This is a genomic window from Nonomuraea sp. NPDC049152 (assembly GCF_040648355.1).
GTDB lineage: Bacteria > Actinomycetota > Actinomycetes > Streptosporangiales > Streptosporangiaceae > Nonomuraea.
Genome location: NZ_JBEZDO010000010.1, coordinates 74264 through 95404 on the forward strand (window position 1 = coordinate 74264; position 21141 = coordinate 95404).

The following is a 21141-nucleotide window of genomic DNA, read 5'->3' on the forward strand; positions in this document are numbered from 1 at the left end:
ACGGGGGAGTGGCTGTGAGAGTTGTCGTTGATCTCACGCGGTGTCAGGGCTACGGGCAGTGCGCTTTCCTGGCGCCGGACGTGTTCACGATGCACGGCCAGGAAGCGCTCATGTATGACACCGATCCTGGCGACGACCAGCGCGAGCGGGTGCTGCAGGCGGCCGCGGCCTGTCCGGTACAGGCCCTCCATGTCGACAGGATGGCCACCCAGCACCGGACGGTGGACCCCGAGCTGTGCCACCCCACCAGCGACGCCGACGGGGAGTTCAAACGCAACGGGCACATCGTCATCGTCGGCGCCTCCCTCGCAGGAGGCCGGGCCGCGGGCGTCCTGCGCAGGGACGGATTCAAGGGCACGGTGACCATGATCGGCGACGAGCCGTACCCGCCGTACGACCGGCCGCCGCTGTCCAAGCAGGTGCTGACCGGCAAGGTCGAGGCCGAGCACACCATGCTTCCCCACCTGCGCGAGATCGACGTCGAATGGCTGGCAGGGACCCCGGCGACGGGGCTGGACATCGCCGCCAAACAGGTGCGCCTCGCCGACGGCAGGCAGATCGACTTCGACAAGGTGCTGATCGCGACCGGCGCGCGCGCCAGGCCGTGGCCGAAGAAGGAGGAGGCGGCGCTCGACGGCGTGTACGTGCTGCGCACGCTGGACGAGGCCGACCGGATGCGCCAGCGGCTTGCCGCCGGTGTCAGGCGGGTGCTGATCATCGGGGCCGGGTTTACCGGCTCCGAGGTGGCCTCGGTCTGCCGCGGCCTCGGGCTGGAGGTGACCGTCGTCGAAGCCGGTCCCGCCCCGCTGGTCGGCGCGCTGGGCAAGGTGATCGGCGGCATCGCCGCGGACATGCAGCGCGAGGCCGGAGTGGACCTGCGCTGCGAGGTCACGGTCACGGCGCTGGAAGGAGACGCGCAAGGGCGGCTGGCCGGCGCGCGGCTGTCCGACGGCAGCACGGTCGAGGCCGACATGGCGGTGGTCGCGCTCGGCGCGATCCGCAACGTCGAATGGCTGGAAGGCTCAGGGCTCGCCGCAGGGCCCTGGGGGGTGGCCACCGACGCGGGCTGCCGCGCCGTCGACATCAACGGCCTGGTCACCGATGACATCTTCGTCGCCGGTGACGTGGCACGCTTCCCGCACCCGGTCTACCACTACCAGTTCATGTCGCTGGAGCACTGGGGCAACGCCGTCGCCCAGGCGGAGATCGCCGCCCACAACATGCTCAGCGACCAGGCCCATCGCTGGCCGCACCTGTCGCTGCCGGTCTTCTGGTCCAACCAGTTCGGCACCAACATCAAGTCGGTCGGCGTGACGAGCATCGCCGACGAGGTCGTGATCGCGCAGGGCTCGGTGGAAGCGCGCCGGTTCGTCGCCGTGTACGGCTACCAGGGCAGGATCACCGCCGCGGTCACCTTCGACCAGGCGATGTGGCTGGACTTCTACCGGGACCTCATCGAGCGGGCCACGCCGTTCCCGCCCGACTACCACATGGTCGGCAGGCCCGACGAGATGCGGCCCGTCCCCGCCGAGGTGCCGCAGCGGATGGCGCCCGCGGCGGGCGCGACCGTGGTGGTGACCGGTCACGACCCGGCCGAACGTCGCGTCTCTCTCGTACGGCACCAGCCGTAGCGCCCGCGAACCACCAGACAGGGGAGGCACCTCCGTGGAGCCGGCACGCATCTACGAGCAGATCCACCAGTTCGCCAACCGGGCGGACCCGTACCCGCTGTACGCCGAGCTCCGCAAGACTCCGGTTCTGAAGCTGGAGGACGGCAGCTACGTCGTCAGCACCTACAACGAGATCGTCTCGCTGCTGCACGACCCGCGCATCAGCTCGGACAAGCGCAAGGCGGACAACCCGCCGCCCAAGGAACCGCTGCCGCCCGCCTTCATCGGCACCGACCCGCCCGAGCACGACCGGCTCAGGGCCCTGGCGATGCGCCACTTCGGGCCGCCCCACGCCCCGCGCACGGTGGAGAACATGCGCGGAGAGCTGCACGAGATCGTCAAGGAGCTGATCGACGGCATCGCGGACAGGACGCAGGCCGACATCGTTGACGACGTCGCCTATCCGTTCCCCGTCACCGTCATCTGCCACCTGCTCGGCGTGCCGCGTGAGGACGAGCCCAAGTTCCACAAATGGGCGGAGGAGATCGTGGAGACCCTCGGTGTCGGCGAGGGCGACGTGGAGGAGCGGGCCAAGCGCCGCCACGAGGCCATACTCGCGCTGGCGACGTACCTGGGCGAACTCGCCCAGACCCACCGCCAGAACCCGGGCAACGACGTGCTGTCGGGACTGGTCACCTACGAGGGCCCCGACGGCGCGCTCTCGGACGTCGAGGTGATCACCACCGCCACCTTGCTGCTGATCGCGGGGCACGAGACCACGGTCAACCTGATCACCAATGGGATGCTGACCCTCCTTCGCAATCCTGAGCTGATCGAACGGCTCCGCAACGAGCCCGACTTGGTGATCCACACCGTCGAGGAACTCCTGCGCTTCGAGCCGCCGGTGCAGTTCCTGCCGCAGCGCGTCGCCCTCGACGACATCACGATCGCGGGTGTCACCATTCCCAAGGGCTCGTCCATCGCCCTGGCGCTCGCCTCGGGCAGTCGCGACCCCGCGCACGTGCACGATCCCGACCGGTTCGATCCCGACCGTCCCTACATCCAGCACCTCGGGTTCGGCGGGGGAATCCACCACTGCTTCGGCGCCCCGCTGGCCCGCCTGGAGGCCCAGGTCGCGCTCCGCGAGCTCGCGAAGCGGCTGGTGAACCCGCGGCTCGTCGCCGACCCGCCGCCCTACCGCCCGAGCTCGACGCTACGCGGCCCGCGCCACCTCGCCATTGAGTACGACCGGGTCCTCCCGTACCAGCCTTGACCCGCCGCGCGGCACGGCACGCCCCGGATCGAGCGGTCTTCGGACGGCACGCCCCGGATCGAGCGGTCTTCGGACGGCACGCCCCGGATCGAGCGGTCTTCGGACGGGACGCCCCGGATCGAGCGGTCTTCGGGCGGCATCCCTAGTTCGAGCCGCCTTCGGACGGCACGCCCCGGGTTCCGGCGGCCTGTCCTGTCACGGGCTGACGACTCGGCGGGGAAGCGGGGCGCGGACCAGGAGCCACGCCGCCGCGCCCAGCAGAAGGGCGAAGCACGCCGGGCCGACGGTCTGGGCGAGCTCGTGCCGCGTGGCGCCGATCACGGTGTCGATCAGCTGGACCCCGGCGTTCAGCACGAGCGCCAGCGCCAGCGGACGCCAGGCCCGCAGCGTCGCGAACAGGGCCAGGCCGCCGAGCAGCACGATGCTCCGCGCGGCCATGTAGGCGGCGAACACGCGCGGCGCCGACGCGTCCCCACCGGGGACGAGGATCCCCGGCGCAGGCCTGAGACGGTGAAGTACCCCGACGAGACCACGGTCACGACGGCCACCACCGTGGCGAACACGCGAGAGATCGGCCGGGTGCCAAATCATTCGGTAACCTAATCATATGGGCAAGCTAGCATTGAGATCATGACGTCGCAAGTGACCGACAGTCTGGCCTTCCTGCTCAGCAAGCTGGGGCAGGTGGCCGCCGAGAGCTTCGCCGACCGGCTCGCGCCTCTGGGCCTGCGGCCCCGGCACTGCGCCGTGCTGCAACTGCTGGACGGCGCGCCGCTCGGCCAGCTCGCGCTGGCCAAGACCATCGGCGTCACCCCCAGCGTGGTCGTCGACATGCTGGACGAGCTCGAGAACGTAGGCGCGGTACGGCGGGTGCGCGACACGGTCGACCGACGGCGGCAGGTCGTCGAGATCACCGACGAGGGACGCGAGCTCAGCAGGTCAGCCGCCGAGGCGGCCGCGCAGGTGGACGCCGAGCTGCTCGGCATGCTCACGCCGGGCCAGGGCAGCGCGCTGCGCAAGGCTCTGACCACGGTCGCCGCCGCGCACCACCTGCTGCCCCCCGGCTGAGCGTGGGGGTCATCGCGGGAGCCGGCGCAGGCCGTCCAGGTACTCCTGGATCAGGTCCGCGATCATCGTCGCGCCGCGGGTGTTCTGGTGGATCATGTCCGTGGTCAGCCGCAGCCCACGGCGGCGGGAGATGCTGTCGAACGACCGGCCAAGCACGAAGTGCTGCGTCGCGGCACGGGCGGACAGGGCCCTGCCGTCCCTGAAGGCGATGGCCGGCGTGTGCCCGCACTCGCGCAGGTAGGCCGTCTGCCGCTCGTTGAGCGGGAGGTAGGTGAGGCCATGAGCGCCGGCGACCTGCTCGACCACGGCGCTGTACTCGACGGAGCGGAGGACTGGCTCCGAGTCCGGCTCCTCCCCGAGTGCCGGTAGGGAGAGCAGGGCCACGCGGGCGGCGGTCTCCTTGGTGAGCCGCTCCACGATCGCGGTGAGGTTCCGCCGGTAGCCGTCGATCGTGGGCCGTTCCGTGAGCTTCTTCATCCGCGTCATCATGCGGAGGTTCTTCTCCGTCAGGCTCGCGTTCGCGTCATTGGTGCCGAGCAGTACGGTCACCACGTCGGGCCGCGGCTCGACCACGGAGTCGAGCCGCTGGAGCGCGTTGACGGCGAGGTCGCCGTTGTACCACGGCCGTGACCTGGTGTCCCGCCTCCAGCGCCTGCCGGAGCAGCTGCCGGCCGACGCCCCCGGTGGCTCCGAATAAAGTGATCTTCATATTCGCCTCGGTTGGTGAGCGTTTACTAACCGATAGAGTGGGTGAGCGCTCGCTAACCTGTCAACCCGGAGGGTCCCCTTGAGTACTCGAGACCGCATCCTCGACGCCGCCGCGCACGTCATGCGCGTACACGGTCTCGCCAGGGCCACCACCCGCGAGATAGCCAAGGCCGCGGGCTTCTCCGAGGCCGCGCTGTACAAGCACTTCCACGACAAGACCGACCTGTTCCTGGCCGTCCTCGCCGAGCGCACGCCCGCCAACCTCGGCCCCCTCCTCGCCGCGCTCCCCGCCCGCGCCGGGCAGGGAACCGTCAGGGACACGCTGGCGGAGGTCGCCCGAGCCGCCATCGACTTCTACGGCCAGACCTTCCCGATGGCGGCCTCACTGTTCGCCGAGCCCCTGCTGCTCGCCGCCCATCGCGATGCCGTACGGCAACGCGGCGCCGGACCCCACCACGTCAGCCAGGCCCTTGCCGCCTACCTGGCGGCTGAGCGGGAGTTGGGCCGCATCCGGCCCGACTGCGATCCGGAAGCCGCGGCGGCGCTCCTGCTCGGCGCATGCCTGCAGCACGCCTTCCTGACCAGCTTCGGCGGAGAGACTCCCGATCGGGAATTGGTGGAACGGCATGCGGCGGCCCTCGCCGAGACCATCGTCCTCGGTCTCGTCACACACGATGCTCCTGGCTCGGCGAGGTAGCCGCCCACGCCCGCATGGAAGAGCGCGTGGGCGGCTCCGGCGGGGAGCCGTGCGGACGGCCTCCCTATCCCTCGTGTTCGACAGGGTGCGTCATCGGTCCGGCGCCTCGTCCATGAGGATCACCGCCTTGCCGCAGGGCGCCGGGAAGCCGTCCTCGGCCGTGGCCGGGCGGCTGGCCTCCCACATGCGGTCGAACTCGCCGCTGAAGTGCCGGAACCACCGCGGGTCGCGCTGTGCTGTGAGCGTGAAAACGGGGTCGGGCCTGGCCGAGCTGTGCGTGCCCAGTTCGACGTGGAGCACCCCACCGGCGGTGTCCGGGTCGATCAGCACGACACCGAAGGCGGGGACGAACCGCATCAGGCGCACCTCCAGCGAGCCGGTGGCATTGGGCAGGGTCGCGAGGTGGCGCAGCATGTCCATGGTCGCGCGGACGCGGTGGCCGAACACCTCTGGGTGGTCGGGGATCGTGCTGCGCCTGGCTGCCTGGTCGAGGACGTTCGGCTCGGAGTCGATGAGGAGAATCTTTACGGACGCGCCCTGGAGCAGCCGGTCCTCCAGTTCGCCCACGAGGTTGCGGATCGTGCGGCTCAAGGTCACCCCGGATAGGCGGATGTCGTGCGCGTGGGTGATCTGCTCCTCCAGACCGGCCCGGGTGGTGGCCAGGAAGGCGTCGGCCGCGACGGTTCCGGCGATCTTCTCTTGGACCAGCCGGCTGAGCTGGCCAACCTGCTCTTTGAGCTCGTCGGCCTGCTGGCGCGGACCGAGCGCGGTGACGGCCAGCAGCGCTAGGGTGGCCAGGGTCGCGGCGCTGACGACACGGATGTCGACGGCGTCGACGACGCCGAGGATGCCCACGCCCAGGGCGATCAACGCGGTCACGTAGATCTCGAGGTTGCGTCCGGCTGCGAGGTCCGCGCGTAAGCGATCAAAGGGTTTCACCTCCTCATCATGGGTCACGGGGTGTTCTCCCGCGCCTGACCCCAGACATCCGAGCATGTTGTGGTGTCAAGCGACGGCTGCTAGATGAGGTGGAAAGGCGAGCAGGGAGTTCACCGAAGCGGCTATGCGGCTCGGCGGTACTCGTTGATCAGGCCGCCAAGCACCTTCCGACGTTCGATCCGGCCTTCCAGTGGCACGCGGTCGCGGATACGGAACGAACCAACCCGCTCACCCAGATCCATGAGCAGGTCGCGGGCCTGCTGAGCCGTCCAGCTACCGGCAGGGTTCGCGGTCACTGGAAGGGGCCGAAGGTGGCGAACCCGGCATTGTTGATCACGCTGGTGACGTGCAGCCCGAGCCTCTCCATCTGCTCGGCCAGCGCCTGTCCCGGGCTCTCGGCGGCCAGATCCATGGTCGACGCGTGCACCTGAACCCCGTACCGCCCACGTAGTTCCTCTGCCAGCGCCTCCGGACGCTCCTTGCGGCGAGCGTCGATGACCCTCTGGCCCGCGTCGCCTCATGTGATCGCTCCGGGCTGTGTGATCTACAGCGCGGAGAGCACTCGTTCCAGGCCCCAGCGGAACTGTTCGGTGGAGACGTAGGCGGCGATGGCGTCGGCCGCCGCGTGCGTGCGCGGGAAGGTTTCCGGATCCACGGCGAAGGCGGCCCGGCGAGCTGCGATCCGCTCGGCTTCCGGCGCGACCGGGCTGTCCGTCTCGGCCGCCTCCAGCGCGATCGCACCCAGGACGTAGACCATGACGGTGTAGGCGGCGCGCGGGTCGGGCAATGCGCCCAGCAGGCTCTCGCCGACGCGCAGCGCGACCGGCCCGTTGAACGCCGCGCCCAGAATCGCGGGCACCGCCGCCGGGTGGCGCATCAGCACCTCGCGCAGGTTCAGCGCGAACGCGACGATGCGCTCGGCGGGGCTGCCCGCGCCGTGTTCCAGCAGGTCGAGGTCGGCCTGGGCGAGCAGCCGGTCAGCCAGCGCGGTCACGATCGCTGCCCGGTCGGGGAAGTAGGTGTAGAGCGCCCCGGGAGTCAAGCCCAGCCGTGCGGCCAGCGCCCGCATGGTGAGCCCGCCCGCGTCGAGGAGTTCCAGGGCGGCGTCCAGCACGGTCTCGGGGTCCACCGAGCGCTGAGGTCCTCTCTTCACAAGAAAACTCTATGCGGTGTTTAATGTTAAACGTCGTTCAGAGTTAGGAGCCCCCATGAGATGGACCCTGATCGCCGGCGTGCTCGCCGCCAACCTCGCCTTCATCGGGCTGGGCGCGGTCTTTGGCTACCCCGGCGTGCTCGCCGAGCCGCCCGCCCGGATCCTGGCCGCCTTCGCCGCCGATCAGGCGGCGATCAGCGCCTGGTTCCTGCTGCTCACCCTGGGCGCGTCGGCACTCGTCCCGGCCGCAGTCCTGCTCGGCCGCCGCCTCCCTCCCGGCCCTGCCGCCACCTTGTCGGTGCACGCGGGCGTGCTGGCCGGCCTCGTGCAGGCGCTGGGGCTGTTGCGCTGGCCGTTCGCCGTGCCCGCACTGGCCCACGCGGCCGACCAGGGCAGCGCGGAGACCGTCTTCGCGGCACTCCACGGCTACCTGGGCACCGGGATCGGCGAGACCCTGGGCTACCTGCTCACCGCGGCCTGGACGCTCCTGGTCCTCGCCGCCCTCCCTCGGCCGCCGCGCTGGTTCACCGTGTTGGGCGCCGCCTCGGCACTGGCCGTCGCGGCCGGCGTGCTGGTCCCGCTCGGGCTGCGCGGCGCCGACCTGGCCAATTTCGCCGGCTACCTCGCCTGGAGCGCCTGGGCGATCTGCCTCGCCATCCGGTACGGCCGGAGGGTCCCCACACCCGCGTGACAGGTCAAGCGGTGAGCCGGCGGTTCGACAGCGCCATCGCCTCGTGCAGCGGCGTGGAGCCGTTGGCGACAGCCGCGGCGAGCAGCCGGCTCACCAACAACTTCAACGAGCCGGGCGGGTCTTCACCGTCCACACGATCTCCGCCGACTGGTCGGAAGGGAGCGTGACCGCGAACAACCGGCCCGCGCGCGGCGGCGAGCTGGACCGTTCGAAGTGGACACCCTCGAACCTGACGTTCGGGTTCACCGTGGGCGGGCCGTTGAAGGGCGTGTACGTCTCGAGATCGGCGCGGTGGACCGCTGGGTGGGCTTGATCCGGTTCGACGAACACCTGAGATCAGGGGTTCATCTCCGGAAGGGTGTCCATTAGCAGATCTACCCGGATGAGGAGGTGCCGCGGCGTGGCGGCCTCATCATCCTGTTCGTCTGCTGCGCGTGTCACGCTCGCGGCGGACGGTCGGTCTCCTTCCTTTGATCGTGGTTCGCCGGAGGGCTGCGATCACCTCGTTGGCCGCGGCCTGCGGCACCTCCACCAGCGAGAACCGGTCGGCGATCTCGATCGCGCCGATGTCGCGTCCGCTCAGGCTCGACTCGCCGGCTATCGCGCCGACCAGGTCCTGTGGCCGGATTCCTGCGCTGCGCCCCAGGCTGAAGAAGAGGCGTGTCATTCCACCCGCCGGGGCACGAGCGGATCGCTCGTCATCCGGGGCGGCCTCCCGCTGCCCACGCCGCTTCTCCATGGTCCGCGGGGTCACCTCGGGAATCTCCTGCTCGTCGAGCGCGGCTCCGCTGGACTCGTGCGCCAGTTTGACGGCGGCGAGCGCCACTTCCATGAGGTCGAACTCATCGGTGAGCGACTCGACCACGACGTGGAAGGGCTCCAGGTCGTCCTGTAGGAGGCATTCCTCCAGCGCGGCGCGGGTCAACTCCATCCGGCGCGCCTGCAGGTCGGCGACGGTCGGCAGCCTGTCCACCGGGATCCGCTGCTTGGTCACCCGCTCTATCGCCTTGAGCATTCGGTGCTCGCGTGGCTCCACCAAGGTCAGAGCCACCCCTTCGCGCCCTGCGCGGCCTACCCTGCCGATGCGGTGTACGTACGCCTCGGGCGCGGACGGGACGTTGTAGTTGACGACGTGAGTGAGCTGTTCGATGTCGAGGCCTCGCGCGGCTACGTCGGTCGCGATGAGCAGGTCGGCGGTCCCGGCCCGCAGTCGTGACATCACTCGGTCGCGTTGCTCCTGCTCCATCCCACCATGCAGCGCCTCGGCACGGTGGCCGCGCCCGTTCATGGTTTCGGTGAGCTGGTCGACCTCGTCACGGGTGCGGCAGAAGATGATCGCAGCTGTCGGCGCCTCGATGTCAAGAAGGCGTCCTAGAGCTGCGGGTTTGTGCGCCCTGGCGACCAGGTACGCGCTCTGCTCCACCAACGGGGTCGTCTGGCGGCCCTCTACTGCCGTGTGCCCCATTTCTATCCGTACCGGGTCGTGCAGGTGACGGCGGGCGATTCCATCGATGCGCGGCGGAAGCGTCGCGGAGAACAACACGGTCTGGCGGGTTTCGGGAGTCGCCGCGAGGATTGCCTCGATGTCGTCGGCGAACCCCATGTCGAGCATCTCGTCCGCCTCATCCAGCACGACGGTGTGCAGCCCCTCCAGGTTGAGCGTTCCCCGGTCGATGTGATCGAGAGCCCGTCCCGGTGTCGCGACCACGACGTCTACCCCGCGCTTGAGCGCCTCCAGTTGCCGGCCGATGGGCGCTCCGCCATAGATCGGCAAGACGCGGGTACTCAGTATGCGGCCATACCGATGGAACGCCTCCGAGACCTGAATGGCCAGCTCACGCGTGGGCACAAGCACCAGCGTCACCGGCCCGGAACCACCACTGGGGTGGCGCATTCGCTGGAGCACGGGCAACGCGAACGCCGCGGTCTTCCCCGTGCCCGTCGCCGCCTGCCCAAGCAGATCACGCCCCTGCACCAACGGGGGGATCGCCTCACTCTGGATCGGAGTGGGCTCTTCGTATCCGAGAGCGGACAGCACGTCCAGGAGCTCAGGTCGGAGCCCCAGATCGGCGAAGGTGGCCTCGCCGCCAGTTGCGTTCATGGTCATCGCCGACTCCTCACGAACTCCCACACCTATCTCCTGGGCGGGACCTCTCTCCTGGGCAGGGCCTCGATACACCCAAGCCCCTGCCCCCAGTACATGCTGTCCGGCGACAGGCCGGTGCGGGAGCATCAGGGTGCAGACTCGTCCCCGCCCAGCACGGCAGTCGTCGCCGTCCTACCGTGCGCAATACCGCAGCTCTACCCTTCCAAAGGGTCTGGGAACGTCTCGAGCCAGCCTTCACAGCCGGCCAACCACCAGCCCCCGAGGTGTAGGCGCTCCTCCCCACTCGCCCCGAACGCAGCCGCGACGCCGAACGCCGTGCCGAACACGACGCCGAAGCGACGGGCCTCCGCGGGTCCGGACCGCTACTTCAGCGCGCCCGCCGTCAACCCCGTGACGATGCGGCGCTGGAAGAAGAGGACCAGGAACACCAGGGGGATCGTGACGAGGACGCCGGCCGCCATCTGCGTCCCGAACGGGGTGTCGAACTTGGCGGCGCCGGTGAACTGGGCGATGCGGACCGTCGCCGTCTGCCGTGCCGGGTCGTTGATCATGGTGACCGCGATGATGAACTCGTTCCACGTCGCGATGAACGCCAGGATCGCCGTGGTGAAGATCCCGGGCGCGGCCAGCGGGAGCATCACCCGCCGGAACGCCGTGAACGGCGTGCAGCCGTCGATCATGGCCGCCTGCTCCAGCTCGTACGGCAGCTGCCGGAAGAACGTGGTGAGGTTCCACACCGTCAGCGGCAGCGCGAACGACATCGAGGGCGCGATCATCGCCTGGTAGGTGTTGATCCACCCGATCGCCGTGAACAGTTTCAGCAGCGGCACGATCAGCAGCGCCCCCGGGAACATGGAGACCGCGATGATCAGCGCCAGGATGAGGTTCTTGAAGCGGAACGTCAGCCGGGCCAGCGAGTAGGCCGCCAGCGTGCCGATGAGCAGCGTGACCGCGGTCGTCACCCCCGCGACGACGAGGCTGTTGCCGAGCGACTGGCCGAACCCGACGCCCTCCTCGAAGACCGCCTGGTACGACTCGAGAGACCATGGCGCGGGAACGGGGGACTTGTCGTATATGTCGGCGGTGCGGCGGAAGCTCGACACCACCATCCAGTAGAACGGCACCAGGCAGTAGAGCGCGATGCCGATCATGCCGGTCCTACGCAGCATCCACGGCCTCCTTCTTGCGGGCGCGCACGTCGCTCAGCAGGTCCGCGCCCAGCAGCTTGACGAACACGAACGCGATCAGCGCGATGTACACGAACAGGGCCGTGCCGTACGCCGAGGCGGGCCCGTAGTGCACCCTGGTCGCCTCGTCCCAGATCAGCCCGGACAGCGTCTCCACCGACTGCTTGCGCGGGCCGATCAGCACGTACGGCAGGTCGAAGATGCGCAGCGCGTCCATCAGCCGGAACAGCACCGCCACCAGCAGCGCGGGCCTGACCAGGGGCAGCGTGATCCGCCAGAACGTCTGCCTGGGCGAGGCCCCGTCCACCCTGGCCGCCTCGTACACCTCGTGCGGGATGATCTGCAGCCCGGCCAGCACGAGCAGGCCCACGAACGGGGCCGTCTTCCAGGTGTCCGCGATGATCACCGCGAACTTGGCGTAGACGCCCTCGGCGGTCCACAGGATCTGCGTGCCGAGAAGCGCGTTCGCCACGCCGTCGGCCTGGAAGATCCACTTCCACATGAGCCCCGACACGGCGGTCGGCACCGCCCACGGGATGAGGATGCTGGCCCGCAGGAACGCCCGCCCGCGGAAGGCCCTGTTCATGACCAGCGCCATCCCCACCCCGAGCACCACCTCCAGCAGGACGGTGACCACGGTGAACAGCGTGGTGTTGAAGGCGGCGTTCATGAACCGCTCGCCTGTCACGCCCGCGTAGTTGGCCAGCCCGGAGAACCGCTCGCCCTCCACCACGAAGCCGTCGGCGTCCAGCGTCTCGCCACTGGTGTAGAACGACTCGCGCATCGCCGCCACCAGCGGGTAGAACACCACCAGCGCGAGCACGATCAGCGTGGGCGAGAGCATGGCCGCCGCCAGCCACGACTGGCCGCGCGCGACCTCGCGGCGCCGCCTGCCTGGCCCGGTGGCCACCGGGCGCGGGTTCTCGGTCAGCGTGACCACCGTCCTGCTACCTCCCTCGGTCCGTACGGCATGCCGTACCGGATGGCGGTTACTTGAGCAGCGGGCCCAGCGCGGACTGCAGCTCGGTCAGGGCCTGGTCGACGGGCTTGGCCCCGGAGACGATCGCGTAGGCGGACTCCTGGATGGCCGCGGTCACGTCGCCGTACTTGACCGCGGCGGGCCGCGGCTTGGCCGCCAGGATGCCGTCCTTGAGCGCGGGCAGGTACGGGTACTTCTTGATCAGCTCCGGGTCCTCGTACAGCGAGGCGCGGGCCATCGGCGTGGAGTTGATCAGCGCGAACGCCTTCTCCTGCTCGGCCGAGGTGACGAACGCGATGAAATCCCTGGCCGTCTCCTTGTGCTTGGAGAAGGCGGAGACCGCCAGGTTGTTGCCGCCGAGCGTGCCCGCTCCCGGACCGGTCAGCCCGGGGATGGGCGCCACGGCGAACTTGCCGTTGACCTTGCTGGAGCCGTCGGTCTTGCCGGCGGCCTCGTACATGTAGGCCCAGTTGCGGTAGAAGAGAAGCTTGCCCTCCTGGAAGGCGACCCTGCCCTCTTCCTCCTTGTACGTGATGGCCTCCTTGGGCATCAGCCCGCTCCTGAAGCCGTCGGCGAGGAACCGCGCGCCCTGCTTGGCCGCGTCGCTGGTGACCTGCGGCTGTCCTGAGGCGTCGAGGAACTGGCCGCCCGCGGAGTTGATCGCCTCGGCGAAGTTGACTGTCAGGCCCTCGTACTTGTCGAACTGGCCGCCGTAGCAGCTCATGCCCTTCTGCTTGGGCAGGACTTCGTCGCAGATCTTCTTCATCTCGTCCCAGGTCTTGGGCGGCTGCTCGACCAGGTCCTTGCGGTAGTACAGCAGGCCGGTGCCGGTGAACAGCGGCATCGCATACAGCTTGTCGCGATACTTGCCCGTTTCGATGGACGGAGGCAGGAAGCCGGTCACGTCGAAACGCGGCCCCGTCAGCTCGTCGGCCCAGCGGTTGGCGGCGAACTCGCTGGTCCACACCGCGTCGATGAGGATCACGTCGAACGAGTCCGACTTGGTCTGGGCGTTCTGGATGAGCTTGCGACGCTGCTCGTCCGCGCTCTCGGGGAGCAGGTTGGAGGTGACCTTCTGGTCGGGATGCTTGGCGTTCCACGCGTCGACGATCTTCTGCGTGGCCTCGGCCTCGAACTTGCCGCTGGCGAAGGTGATCGGCCCCCGGTCGCCGCCGCCGGACTCCGCGGGTTTGTCCGCTGTGGGGGTGGAGCCGCAGGCCACCAGGCTCGCGCCCAGGGCCAGGATCGCCGCGATCTGCTTACCGTGCATGGGGGGTGGTTCCTTCCAGAGTGACGGTCTCGCCCTCGAGGCGTGACCTCTCGGCCGCCCAGGCGATCAGATGGCTGTGCAGGCTCTCGCCGGGCGAGGAGAGGATGGGGGAGCGGTCCCTGGTGGTGACCGCGGTGAGGAACGCGTCGACCAGCGCCTGGTCGCCGCCGCCGTGCCCGCCCGCGGCGGTGGTGTGCTCATGGTCGCGGCCGCTTCGGAGCTCGTCGGCTCGCTCCTCGCTCTCTTGCCCCGAGCTCCTCCGCTCCGGGCCCATGGACCTGGTGTCCACGGTCTCGACCTCGCGGGTGACGAAGTCGTGAATGGTCAGGTGTTCCCCGTCGCCCTCGATCGAGCCGCGGGTGCCGAAGATCCGGGTCTGCCGATGGGCGGCGGGGGTGAAGGCCGTCATCGTGAACGACGCGGTGGCGCCGCCCTCGAACTCCATGTTGACGACCTGGTGGTCCACCACGTCGTTGTCGCAGGAGTAGACGCACCTGCCGTAGGGGCCGGTCCTGAGCGCCTCGAGCAGGCCCCGCTCGGAGACGTCCTCGGAGAGCACGGACACCGGCCACACGTCCTGCCCGGCCAGCGGCAGGTAGATGCGCGGGGCCGAGTACGGGCAGTCGGCCTCGACCGCGCAGTCCAGGCAGCGGTCGGCGGCGCCCTCGGGCTTGTTCTCCGGCCGGAAGTGGTGCAGGCCGCCGAACGACGACACCCTGGTGACCGGCTTGCCGGTGATGTGCACCAGCCAGTCGAGGTCGTGGCTGGACTTGGCGAGCAGCATGAACGTCGACCGGTCCGCCCTGCGCCAGTTGCCGCGGACGTAGGAGTGCGCCTGGTGCCACCAGCCGACCGGCTCCAGGTGCTGCACGCTGACGATCTCGCCGATCCGGCCCGCGTCGAGCAGCGCCTTCAGGGTCCTGGTGTAGGGGGTGTAGCGCATCACGTGACAGACGGCGAAGATCGAGTCGTGCCGCTCGGCCGCGGCCACGATCCGGTGGCAGTCCTTCTCGGAGACCGCCATCGGCTTCTCCAGCAGGATGTCGTACCCGAGTTCGGCGAAGCGCTCGGCGGGCTCGACGTGGTCGGCGTCCTGCGTGGCGATGATGACCGCGTCCGCCTGGCGGGGGAGCGCCGCCAACTCGCGCCAGTCGGTGTACGGCGTGGCCCCGGGGAACCTGCCCCGCCGTACGGCCAGCGGATCGGCCACCGCGACCACCTCGGCGCGGCCGGACTCGACGGCATGGCGGGCATAGGAGGTCCCCCGAGAACCCGCGCCTACGACGGCGAGAGTCACCATCTTGCCTCCACTTATGTAACCGGCTTACGTATGTCGGCCGATGCTAGGATGCGGGCCGTTGGACGTCAATGGGGCAGTTACGAAAGCAGGTCTCATAAGTGCTGGGGGACTCGTCTCTGGTGCGCAAGGTCAACACCCAGGCCACGCTGCGCGCGCTGAGGAGCGAGGGTGTGGCCACGCTGACCAGGCTCGGCCGCATCACCGGGCTGTCCAGGCAGACGGTCGAGGCGGTGCTCGACGAACTGGGCGAGCGCGGCTGGGTCAGGGAGATCCCGCCCGACGGCGGCGCGATGGGCAGGCCCGCCCGGCGATTCGGCTTCCGCGCGGACGCGGGCTACGTGCTGGGCGTCGACGTGGGAGCCAACAAGATCCTCGTCTCGCTGGCCGACCTCAACGGCCGGGTGGTCGCCTCCGAGCGGGCCCCCGTCGAGGAGGATGCCGCCGCGCCCGAACGGCTGGCGGCGGCCGAGCGCACCGCCCTGGCCTGCGTCGACGGATTCGGCATCCCCCGGTCGCGGGTCTGGGCGGTCGCGGCGGGCACGGTCGGCATCGTCGACAGGACGGGCCGCGTCACGCTCTCCCTGGTGCTGCCCGGCTGGACCGGCGTCGACCTGGCCGCGCACGCCGGTCGCTGGTTCGGCTGCAAGGGCCTGGCCGACAACGACGCGAACCTGGCCGCCCTGGCCGAGCACTGGTGCGGCAGCGCCCAGCACGCCGAGGACATCGTCTACGTGCTCGCCGGGCGCAGGGCGGGCGCGGGCATCCTCATCGGCGGCAGGCTGCACCGCGGGCGCGGCGGCGGCGCCGGCGAGATCGGCGCCCTGCGGCAGGTCGGCTGGGAGGACGCGGGCCGCGCACTGACGGAGAAGGGCAGGCCTGACGAGGTCTTCGCCGCCGCCGGTGCGGGCGAGCCGTCGGCTGTGGACGCGGTCGACAGCTTCGCCTACAACCTCGCGGTGGGCACCTCGGCGCTCGTGCTCGCCGTCGATCCCGACATGGTGGTGATCGGCGGCGGTTACGCCCGCGCGGGCGAGGTGCTGCTCGCCCCGCTCCGCCGTCACCTGGACGACCTGTGCCTCAGCGTGCCCGAGGTGGTGACCTCCACGTTCGGCGACGAGAGCGTCGCCCTGGGCGGGGTACGGCTGGCGCTGGAGCACGTGGAGCGCGAGGTGCTCGGACTCTGAGCCGGTGGCCCGAGGCCGGCCGCACCCGGCGCCTCGGTGAGCGCGGAGTGAGTGGACGGCGGGGCCATCGGCCGGTCAGGACTCGGGGGGCAGGGCGGGGATGTCCGCCGGGTAGAGGCTGAGCAGCATGCCGTAGGGCTCGCCTCGGGAGCCGTCGCTCTCGCGGTGCGCGTCGGCGAACTCCTTGATCCGCGTCGCCAGCGCGTCGGCCTCCTCGGCGGTGAGCCAGAGGTGCTGCAGCACGGTGTGCTGCGGCCTGCTCGGGCGGACCGGCGCCATCTCGGCCAGGGCTTCCTTGAAGAGGAACTCGGCGCCCATCTCCTGGGGGAGCCTGATGGCGCCGCCGGCCCGGGTGAAGTACTGCTCGGTGCCGCCGCGCACCTGCCGGGTGTAGGCCAGGCGGATCAGCCCGGCCTCCCGCAGGACGCGGACGTGATAGGCGATCGTGCCCTTGGTCGATCCCAGCGCCGCGGTCAGTTCTGCCAGCGTCGCGGGCCGCTGGCGCAGCACGTTCATCATGCGCTGCCGTACGGGGTGCCCGAGCGCCTTGAACTGCGCAGACGAATGCAGCGTCAGCTGCTCGTCGTCGGCCTGCCAGTCGTTCACCATAGAAGTGTCGAGGAATCTCGACGTTTTGACAAACGGGCGGCAAGTGTTGAATATTGTCGACGCTTGCTCAGTCGTCCAGCCGAAGGATCTTCGATGCCCACCTCGACAGCGCACGTCGCGACCGAGCGCCCCGAGCGCTACATCAAGCAGCTGGTCGCCCACATGGGCCACAAGGCGACCGCCGAACTCACGATCGACGGCAGGGGGACGATCACCTTCCGCCACGGCGGCTGCGTGCTGAGCCCGGCCGGAGACCACCTGCGCCTGATCGCGACAGCGGCGGACGTGGAGGCGCTGGCGGGAGTCCAGGACGTCGTCACCCGCCATCTGCTGCGCTTCGCCACACGGGAGGAACTCCGCGTCGAGTGGACGGCTCCCATGCGGGGCGACGCCATGCGGATCGTCGACCCCGTCGCCGAGGACTACGTGCTCACCCACTGCACGCCGGCCGACGAACTGCTTCAGGAACTGGTGGCCACGACCCGCGACGCGACCGGTGACGCGGCGGGGATGCAGATCTCGCATGACGAGGGCGCGTTGCTGACCATGCTGGTCAGGATGGTCGGCGCCCGCCGCGCGATCGAGGTCGGCGTGTTCACCGGCTACTCCTCCCTGTGCGTCGCCCGCGCGCTCCCGGCGGACGGCCTCCTGCTCGCCTGCGACGTGAGCGAGGAATGGACCTCCATCGCCCTGCCGTACTGGCGGCGTGCGGGCGTCGCCGACCGCATCGACCTGCGGATCGGCCCCGCGCTCGACACCCTGCGCGCGCTCCCCGCCGAACCCGCCTTCGACTTCGCCTTCATCGACGCGGACAAGGCGAACTACCCGGCCTACTACGAGGAGATCGTCCCCCGCCTGAGCCGGGGCGGCCTCATCGTCCTCGACAACGTGTTCCAGGGTGGGCGGGTCTTCGACCCCGCCTTCCAGGGGGACAACCACGTGGCGATGCGCCGCCTGAACGAGATGGTCGTCGCCGATGACCGGGTCGAGTCCGTGATGCTGCCCGTGCGTGACGGCGTGACCCTCGTGCGCAAGCGCTGAACCCTGGGTCTCACCGGCCCCCGCGATCGTTGGCGCGGAACGTGTGGCGGTAGGCCATGGGCGAGACACCGATAGCGGCGGACAGGTGCTGGCGCAGCGAGGCGCCGCTTCCCAGACCGGCCTCGGCCGCGACGCGGTCCACGGCCAGATCCGTGGTCTCCAGCAGCCGGCGTGCGTGCCGGACGCGTTGCTGGGTGAGCCACTGGAGCGGGGTCATGCCCACCTCGTCGCGGAAGCGCCGCGAGAAGGTGCGCACGCTCATGCGGGCGTGCTCGGCCAGCTCGGACAGCGAGATGGGCTCGCCGAGCCGCTCGAGCGCCCAGGCTCGGGTCGCCGACGTACCGGTTGCCGACGGCGCGGGCACCGGGCGCTCGATGAACTGTGCCTGCCCGCCCTCGCGCCAGGGCGGTACGACACAGAGCCGTGCCACGCGGTTGGTGACCTCACTGCCGTGGTCCCGGCGCAGGATGTGCAGGCACAGGTCGACCCCGGCGGCAACCCCGGCCGCGGTGAGCACTCTGCCGTCGTCGACGAAGAGCACCTCCGCATTGACCTTGACCCGCGGGAACATCCGTTGGAAATGGTCGGCCTCGTTCCAGTGCGTGGTCGCGGGGCGATCGTCGAGCAGGCCGGCGGCGGCCAGGACGTACGACGCGGTGCAGATCGACACGATCCTGGCGTCGGGCCGGACACGGGCGAGCGCCCTGGCCAACTCCTCGGGAAGCCAGTCCCTCTCCTCCCCGGGGCCGCAGGTGAACGGAGGGATCACCAGGGTGTCCGCGGTCTCCAGGGCCTCGCCTCCGTGCTGTACGGCGAGCGCGAAGTCGGCGTTCGTCATGACGGGGGAGCCGTCCAGGCTGCAGGTGACGACCTCGTACAGTGGCTCGCCGTGCGGTCCTGCCGCCGTGCCGAAGATCCGCACCGGAATGCTCAGCTCGAAGGGATACACGCCCTCGAGGGCCAGGACGACGACACGATGCATGGCCAGATCCTTCCATATATTGGCAGTCTGGCCACTCGCAGGCTTCCCGGCGTCCCCGGCAGGCTGGCTCGTACACGGAACGGGAGGAACGCGATGATGCGCGCTGTTGGTCAGGACTCTTTCGGTGGCCCTGAGGTGTTGAAGGTGGTCGAGGTGGAGCGGCCGGAGCCCGGCCCCGCCGAGGTGCTCGTCCGGGTGCGCGCGGCCGGCGTCAACCCGACCGACGTCTGGCACCGGGCCAGCGGCGGTCTGGCGGGAGGCGACGCGCCGGTCAGGCTGGGCTGGGACGTGTCCGGCGTGGTGGAGGCCGTCGGGCCGGGCGTGACCACCCTCGATCCGGGCGACGAGGTGTTCGGCCTGCCGCGTCACCCACTGCCCGCCGGTACCTACGCGGAGTACGTCACCTCTCCCGCGCGGCACCTGGTTCGCAAGCCGGCCGAGATCTCCCACGAGGAGGCCGCCGCGTTGCCCCTGGCCGCGCTCACCGCGTGGCAGGCGCTGGTGGACACCGCCGATGTACGGCCCGGCCGGCGCGTGCTGATCCACGCCGCGGCGGGAGGTGTCGGCCACCTGGCCGTCCAGATCGCCAAGGCGCGCGGCGCGTACGTCGTCGGCACCGCTCGCTCGGCCAAGCACGACTTCGTGCGCGGCCTGGGCGCCGACGAGGTCATCGACTACACCCAGGTCGACTTCGCCGCTGCGACCGGCGACATCGACGTGGTGATCGACGCCATCGGCGGCGAGTACGGGCCGCGCTCGCTGCGGACGCTGCGCGCGGGTGGCATCGTCGTGTCGCTCGCCTCACCGGCCGAGGCGTACCTGGCGGCGGAGGCTCGCACGCTCGGGCTCCGCGCCGCCTTCATGATCGTCGAAGCCGATCAGGCGGGCATGCGGGAGATCGCCTCACTCGCCGCGACCGGCCGCCTGCGCCCGCGGATCGAGGCGGCGCTGCCTCTGGAGCTGGTGGCAAAGGCCCACGAGCTCGCCGAGAGCGGCCGCACCACCGGAAAGATCGTCCTGACCGTCGGCTGACGGCACGGCACCGTCGGCAACGCTCGGCCACGGCAGGCCGAGCTCCGGGGGCGCGGTGCGGGTGAGCGGACCCGGCGGGATATCACCTAGATCCAGCCGCGTTCCTTGGCGCGGGCACCGACCTGGAAGCGGTTGGCGGCGCCCAGCCTGGCCATCAGGTCCGCGACGTAGCCGCGGAACGTCCGCACGGACACACCCATCGCCCGGGCCGCGACCTCGTCCTTGCCCAGCCGGTCGAGCAGGTCGAGCACCTGCTTCTCGACGGGACTGGGGCCGGCCGCGTCGGGTTCGAGGTCGGTCGCCCGGCTCCAGGCCTGTTCGAAGAGCCCGATCATTGTCGCGATGATGCCGGGCTGCCGGATCATCAGAGCCCCGGCGGCGGGATTGCCCGGCTCGATCGGCACGAACGCCGTCTCGCGGTCGAAGATGAGCAGCGGCTCGATCGGCTCGTCGATCACCCGGTGCCGGTCGCCGGCCCGGTGGATCTCGTGGAAGTAGGCGGCCACTTCCGGGTCGTCCAGCGTGCTGCGGTGCACGATCGACCGGTGCCTGACTCCGGCCCGCAACTCGGACAGGGCCCTGTCGCGGACGCGAGGATCCACTCGCTCCCGGGACGGATGCATCGACAGGACGTCCTTGGCACTCGTGGACGCCTGCCAGATCCGCTGCTGAGTCCGCTCTGTGCCCTCGATGCGCTCGACGAGCTCGATCGGCTCACCCGCGGTCTGCTCGGCCAGCAGCGAGGGCAGCGCTGCGGTGACCCGGCGCAGCTCGCCGCTGACCGCCTCCAGTCGCCGTTCGATCAACCGTTCCATCGCCGCCTGAGGTCCGGCGGCCGTGACACCGCCGTCGGGGCCCACTGCCAGAAGCCGCAGCCCTACCAGGCGTTCGACGACTGCCGTGTCGACGTCCGCGGTCTCGGCGCCCGGATTCCGCAGAAAGAAGCGGTAGACCATCTCGTCGCGCGGAGAGATCCCGAGGGCTTCCCAACTCATAGCGGGAATCTATCGATCTCTGCATGTTGCTGCAGTAACCGGATCAAACCGTGCAACAACCTGAAAGCCGCCCAGGCTGGCATCTACCTCCTCGCTGGGCCAAGGTGGCCATCGCCATCGCCGCCGTCGCCATCGCCGCAGCCCGCCGCCAGCCCCAGCATCCGCCGACCGGCGCGATGAACTTCCACATCGATCAAGGAGAACGACCATGACCGCACGCGATCTGACGCTCGTCCTGGGGGCCACGGGTAAGACAGGACGGCGGGTCCTGGAGGGCTTCTGACCGGTCGCGGTGTGCCGGCGCGGGCCGGTTCCG

Annotated in this window: 23 protein-coding genes; 8 read left to right on the top strand and 15 right to left on the bottom strand. The window is 70.1% G+C overall.

The annotated features are described in order from the left end of the window. Window positions 1-14: 14 nt before the first annotated feature. Both AB0B45_RS19800 and AB0B45_RS19805 read left to right on the top strand, forming a co-directional pair. Window positions 15-1631, top strand: coding sequence for an FAD-dependent oxidoreductase (locus AB0B45_RS19800; RefSeq protein ID WP_358132350.1), 1617 nt, complete (start codon window positions 15-17; stop codon window positions 1629-1631). Window positions 1632-1665: 34 nt separating this feature from the next. Then, the gene (locus AB0B45_RS19805; RefSeq protein ID WP_358132352.1) at window positions 1666-2883 is read left to right on the top strand and encodes a cytochrome P450; all 1218 of its coding nucleotides are present in this window, start codon (window positions 1666-1668) and stop codon (window positions 2881-2883) included. Window positions 2884-3078: 195 nt separating this feature from the next. Here AB0B45_RS19805 and AB0B45_RS19810 read toward each other — a convergent pair whose 3' ends face one another. Then, window positions 3079-3336: a hypothetical protein gene (locus tag AB0B45_RS19810; protein ID WP_358132353.1), complete on the bottom strand. Its 258-nt coding sequence runs from the start codon at window positions 3334-3336 to the stop codon at window positions 3079-3081. Between the two features lie 177 nt (window positions 3337-3513). On the opposite strand from AB0B45_RS19810, the gene AB0B45_RS19815 reads away from it, so the two are divergent. Next, entirely contained in the window at window positions 3514-3951 is a 438-nt protein-coding gene (locus AB0B45_RS19815; protein WP_358132355.1) for a MarR family winged helix-turn-helix transcriptional regulator, read from the top strand. Between the two features lie 9 nt (window positions 3952-3960). On the opposite strand, the gene AB0B45_RS19820 is transcribed toward AB0B45_RS19815, so the two are convergent. Both AB0B45_RS19820 and AB0B45_RS19825 read right to left on the bottom strand, forming a co-directional pair. Then, window positions 3961-4524, bottom strand: coding sequence for an SGNH/GDSL hydrolase family protein (locus tag AB0B45_RS19820; protein WP_358132357.1), 564 nt, complete (start codon window positions 4522-4524; stop codon window positions 3961-3963). Then, window positions 4475-4660 carry an NAD(P)H-binding protein gene (locus AB0B45_RS19825; RefSeq protein ID WP_358132359.1) on the bottom strand — a complete coding sequence of 62 codons (186 nt, stop codon included), beginning with the start codon at window positions 4658-4660 and terminating at the stop codon, window positions 4475-4477. Before AB0B45_RS19825 ends, AB0B45_RS19820 begins: the two co-directional genes overlap by 50 nt. 78 nt (window positions 4661-4738) lie before the next feature. Here AB0B45_RS19825 and AB0B45_RS19830 point away from each other — a divergent pair, with 78 nt between their 5' ends. Continuing rightward, complete coding sequence (locus AB0B45_RS19830; RefSeq protein WP_358132360.1) at window positions 4739-5356, top strand: helix-turn-helix domain-containing protein; 618 nt, start codon at window positions 4739-4741, stop codon at window positions 5354-5356. 90 nt (window positions 5357-5446) lie between these two features. Here the strand turns inward: AB0B45_RS19830 and AB0B45_RS19835 are convergent, their stop codons facing one another. The 3 genes from AB0B45_RS19835 to AB0B45_RS19845 all read right to left on the bottom strand — a co-directional run bounded on the left by AB0B45_RS19835 (window position 5447) and on the right by AB0B45_RS19845 (window position 7448). Next, window positions 5447-6295, bottom strand: coding sequence for a hypothetical protein (locus AB0B45_RS19835; RefSeq protein ID WP_358132361.1), 849 nt, complete (start codon window positions 6293-6295; stop codon window positions 5447-5449). 292 nt (window positions 6296-6587) lie between these two features. Continuing rightward, a complete protein-coding gene (locus AB0B45_RS19840) occupies window positions 6588-6791 on the bottom strand; it encodes a hypothetical protein (protein ID WP_358132717.1) in 204 nt (67 codons plus the stop codon). A 48-nt stretch (window positions 6792-6839) separates the two neighbouring features. Continuing rightward, a complete protein-coding gene (locus tag AB0B45_RS19845; protein ID WP_358132362.1) occupies window positions 6840-7448 on the bottom strand; it encodes a TetR/AcrR family transcriptional regulator in 609 nt (202 codons plus the stop codon). A gap of 55 nt (window positions 7449-7503) precedes the next feature. Here AB0B45_RS19845 and AB0B45_RS19850 point away from each other — a divergent pair, with 55 nt between their 5' ends. Further along, window positions 7504-8139 (top strand): DUF4386 family protein, encoded by a 636-nt coding sequence (locus AB0B45_RS19850; RefSeq protein WP_358132364.1) that lies wholly within the window; start codon window positions 7504-7506, stop codon window positions 8137-8139. A 102-nt stretch (window positions 8140-8241) separates the two neighbouring features. Here AB0B45_RS19850 and AB0B45_RS19855 read toward each other — a convergent pair whose 3' ends face one another. The 6 genes from AB0B45_RS19855 to AB0B45_RS19880 form a co-directional block, all read right to left on the bottom strand. Continuing rightward, the gene (locus tag AB0B45_RS19855) at window positions 8242-8469 is read right to left on the bottom strand and encodes a hypothetical protein (protein ID WP_358132366.1); all 228 of its coding nucleotides are present in this window, start codon (window positions 8467-8469) and stop codon (window positions 8242-8244) included. An 82-nt stretch (window positions 8470-8551) separates the two neighbouring features. Beyond that, complete coding sequence (locus AB0B45_RS19860) at window positions 8552-10246, bottom strand: DEAD/DEAH box helicase (RefSeq protein ID WP_358132367.1); 1695 nt, start codon at window positions 10244-10246, stop codon at window positions 8552-8554. Between the two features lie 362 nt (window positions 10247-10608). Beyond that, the gene (locus tag AB0B45_RS19865) at window positions 10609-11415 is read right to left on the bottom strand and encodes a carbohydrate ABC transporter permease (RefSeq protein ID WP_358132369.1); all 807 of its coding nucleotides are present in this window, start codon (window positions 11413-11415) and stop codon (window positions 10609-10611) included. Continuing rightward, window positions 11405-12373 (bottom strand): sugar ABC transporter permease, encoded by a 969-nt coding sequence (locus AB0B45_RS19870; RefSeq protein ID WP_358132371.1) that lies wholly within the window; start codon window positions 12371-12373, stop codon window positions 11405-11407. Before AB0B45_RS19870 ends, AB0B45_RS19865 begins: the two co-directional genes overlap by 11 nt. Before the next feature lie 49 nt (window positions 12374-12422). Then, window positions 12423-13682, bottom strand: coding sequence for an ABC transporter substrate-binding protein (locus tag AB0B45_RS19875; RefSeq protein WP_358132373.1), 1260 nt, complete (start codon window positions 13680-13682; stop codon window positions 12423-12425). Then, window positions 13672-14982 carry a Gfo/Idh/MocA family oxidoreductase gene (locus AB0B45_RS19880; protein ID WP_358132375.1) on the bottom strand — a complete coding sequence of 437 codons (1311 nt, stop codon included), beginning with the start codon at window positions 14980-14982 and terminating at the stop codon, window positions 13672-13674. The genes AB0B45_RS19875 and AB0B45_RS19880 overlap by 11 nt, the downstream gene beginning before the upstream one ends. Before the next feature lie 98 nt (window positions 14983-15080). Here AB0B45_RS19880 and AB0B45_RS19885 point away from each other — a divergent pair, with 98 nt between their 5' ends. Further along, a complete protein-coding gene (locus AB0B45_RS19885) occupies window positions 15081-16166 on the top strand; it encodes an ROK family protein (RefSeq protein ID WP_358132377.1) in 1086 nt (361 codons plus the stop codon). A 75-nt stretch (window positions 16167-16241) separates the two neighbouring features. Here AB0B45_RS19885 and AB0B45_RS19890 read toward each other — a convergent pair whose 3' ends face one another. Beyond that, the gene (locus AB0B45_RS19890; RefSeq protein ID WP_358132378.1) at window positions 16242-16772 is read right to left on the bottom strand and encodes a winged helix-turn-helix domain-containing protein; all 531 of its coding nucleotides are present in this window, start codon (window positions 16770-16772) and stop codon (window positions 16242-16244) included. Between the two features lie 96 nt (window positions 16773-16868). Between AB0B45_RS19890 and AB0B45_RS19895 the strand changes: the two genes are divergently transcribed. Next, a complete protein-coding gene (locus tag AB0B45_RS19895; RefSeq protein WP_358132379.1) occupies window positions 16869-17816 on the top strand; it encodes a DUF2218 domain-containing protein in 948 nt (315 codons plus the stop codon). 10 nt (window positions 17817-17826) lie between these two features. On the opposite strand, the gene AB0B45_RS19900 is transcribed toward AB0B45_RS19895, so the two are convergent. Beyond that, window positions 17827-18798 (bottom strand): helix-turn-helix domain-containing protein, encoded by a 972-nt coding sequence (locus AB0B45_RS19900; RefSeq protein ID WP_358132381.1) that lies wholly within the window; start codon window positions 18796-18798, stop codon window positions 17827-17829. A gap of 96 nt (window positions 18799-18894) precedes the next feature. Here AB0B45_RS19900 and AB0B45_RS19905 point away from each other — a divergent pair, with 96 nt between their 5' ends. Next, a complete protein-coding gene (locus tag AB0B45_RS19905) occupies window positions 18895-19830 on the top strand; it encodes an NADP-dependent oxidoreductase (RefSeq protein WP_358132719.1) in 936 nt (311 codons plus the stop codon). Window positions 19831-19916: 86 nt separating this feature from the next. Here the strand turns inward: AB0B45_RS19905 and AB0B45_RS19910 are convergent, their stop codons facing one another. Beyond that, window positions 19917-20825, bottom strand: coding sequence for a hypothetical protein (locus AB0B45_RS19910; protein WP_358132383.1), 909 nt, complete (start codon window positions 20823-20825; stop codon window positions 19917-19919). Between the last annotated feature and the right edge of the window lie 316 nt (window positions 20826-21141).